This window comes from Actinoplanes sp. ATCC 53533, assembly GCF_003947245.1.
In genome coordinates this window covers 1-963 of record NZ_QHHV01000559.1, presented here as the reverse complement: position 1 = coordinate 963, position 963 = coordinate 1, and the positions used below count along the sequence as shown (strand labels likewise).

Genomic DNA, 963 nt, shown 5'->3' with positions numbered 1-963 from the left:
AGCGTCGAATGTAGACGGTCGTGGTTGTAGTAGGTGAGGTAGGCGAACACGGCGCGGCGCGCCTGTACCGTGCCGAAACTCCGTGGTGGCCGTGAGCTGGTACTTTGAAGATCAGGTCAGGCTGCTCGGTGGTACTCGTTGATCACGCGGCCGAGGCGTCGCCGGCGTCGTACGGGAGCATTCATCGCGATCACGACGGCAGGGTCGTGGTTCGGCGGCAGCTGCTGCCGGCCTTGGTGCGGCCGGTGATTATTGAAGTGGTTCACGTACTCGCCGACCACCGCGAGGGCGTGTCGTTGTGGTAGATCAGCAGCCGGTCGGTGCACTCCTCGCGAAGGCTGCGCCTGTACCGTTCGAAAACTCGGTTTCGGCTACGCAGCCTGGGAATATTCGTTGATCAGCCCGCTGAGGACGCGTCGGCGGCGTACGCGTGCGGCGCCCAGATCCGTGACAGGTGCTGGGGCCATTCCCTGAGCCGGCAGGCGTTGCTCACGACCTTGATGTGGCCTGTGCTGGTTGTAGTGCCGGACGCATTCGTCGAGTGCGGCGAGCAGGTGTCGCCGGTTGTCGATCAGGATCCGGTCCAGACACTCACGGCGTGCCGTGCGCACCCAGCGCTCGGCGTAGGCGTTCGCACGGGGCGCCCGTGGCGGCGTCCGCAGGATCTCGATGCCTTCGCTGGCGCACACCTCGTCGCATACGGTGGTGTACGTGGTGTCGCGGTCCCGGATCAGGTACCGGAACTGCGAGACGCGGTGCCCGAGGTCGGTCATGAGGTTGCGAGCCCGCTGCGCCACCCACTGGCCCGTCGGGTTCGTGGTGACTCCGAGGATGTGTACTCGCCGGGTGGCTATCTCCATCAGGAACAGCACGTAGACCCGGGTCAGACCGATGGTGTCCACGTGCAGGAAGTCGCAGGCCAGTAACCCTTTGGACTGGGTGGTCAGGAACTGCGTCCAGGTT

At 65.0% G+C, this 963-nt stretch carries 1 protein-coding gene; it reads right to left on the bottom strand.

All coding sequences use genetic code 11. From position 1 onward, the window contains the following. Positions 1 to 371 precede the first annotated feature (371 nt). On the bottom strand, positions 372 to 963 hold a 592-nt coding region (locus DMB66_RS60005), incomplete at its 5' end, for an integrase core domain-containing protein (protein ID WP_148112984.1).